The organism is Klebsiella sp. V115_8, assembly GCF_029967715.1.
Taxonomy (GTDB): Bacteria; Pseudomonadota; Gammaproteobacteria; order Enterobacterales; family Enterobacteriaceae; genus Klebsiella; species Klebsiella quasipneumoniae.
This window is the reverse complement of the sequence record NZ_JASCAR010000017.1, coordinates 1-812: the sequence shown is the minus strand read 5'-3', so window position 1 is coordinate 812 and position 812 is coordinate 1. Positions and strand designations below refer to the sequence as shown.

1 rRNA gene is annotated in these 812 nt (G+C 52.5%); it reads left to right on the top strand.

The features are described 5' to 3' along the window. Positions 1–812 (top strand): 23S ribosomal RNA (locus tag QLG03_RS06070); the annotation flags it as partial.

The window sequence follows — 812 nt, the reverse complement described above, 5'->3', positions numbered from 1 at the left end:
TGTGAACTCGAAGAGTAGGGCGGGACACGTGGTATCCTGTCTGAATATGGGGGGACCATCCTCCAAGGCTAAATACTCCTGACTGACCGATAGTGAACCAGTACCGTGAGGGAAAGGCGAAAAGAACCCCGGCGAGGGGAGTGAAAAAGAACCTGAAACCGTGTACGTACAAGCAGTGGGAGCACCTTTATGGTGTGACTGCGTACCTTTTGTATAATGGGTCAGCGACTTATATTCTGTAGCAAGGTTAACCGTATAGGGGAGCCGCAGGGAAACCGAGTCTTAACTGGGCGTTAAGTTGCAGGGTATAGACCCGAAACCCGGTGATCTAGCCATGGGCAGGTTGAAGGTTGGGTAACACTAACTGGAGGACCGAACCGACTAATGTTGAAAAATTAGCGGATGACTTGTGGCTGGGGGTGAAAGGCCAATCAAACCGGGAGATAGCTGGTTCTCCCCGAAAGCTATTTAGGTAGCGCCTCGTGAACTCATCTTCGGGGGTAGAGCACTGTTTCGGCTAGGGGGTCATCCCGACTTACCAACCCGATGCAAACTACGAATACCGAAGAATGTTATCACGGGAGACACACGGCGGGTGCTAACGTCCGTCGTGAAGAGGGAAACAACCCAGACCGCCAGCTAAGGTCCCAAAGTCATGGTTAAGTGGGAAACGATGTGGGAAGGCACAGACAGCCAGGATGTTGGCTTAGAAGCAGCCATCATTTAAAGAAAGCGTAATAGCTCACTGGTCGAGTCGGCCTGCGCGGAAGATGTAACGGGGCTAAACCATGCACCGAAGCTGCGGCAGCGAC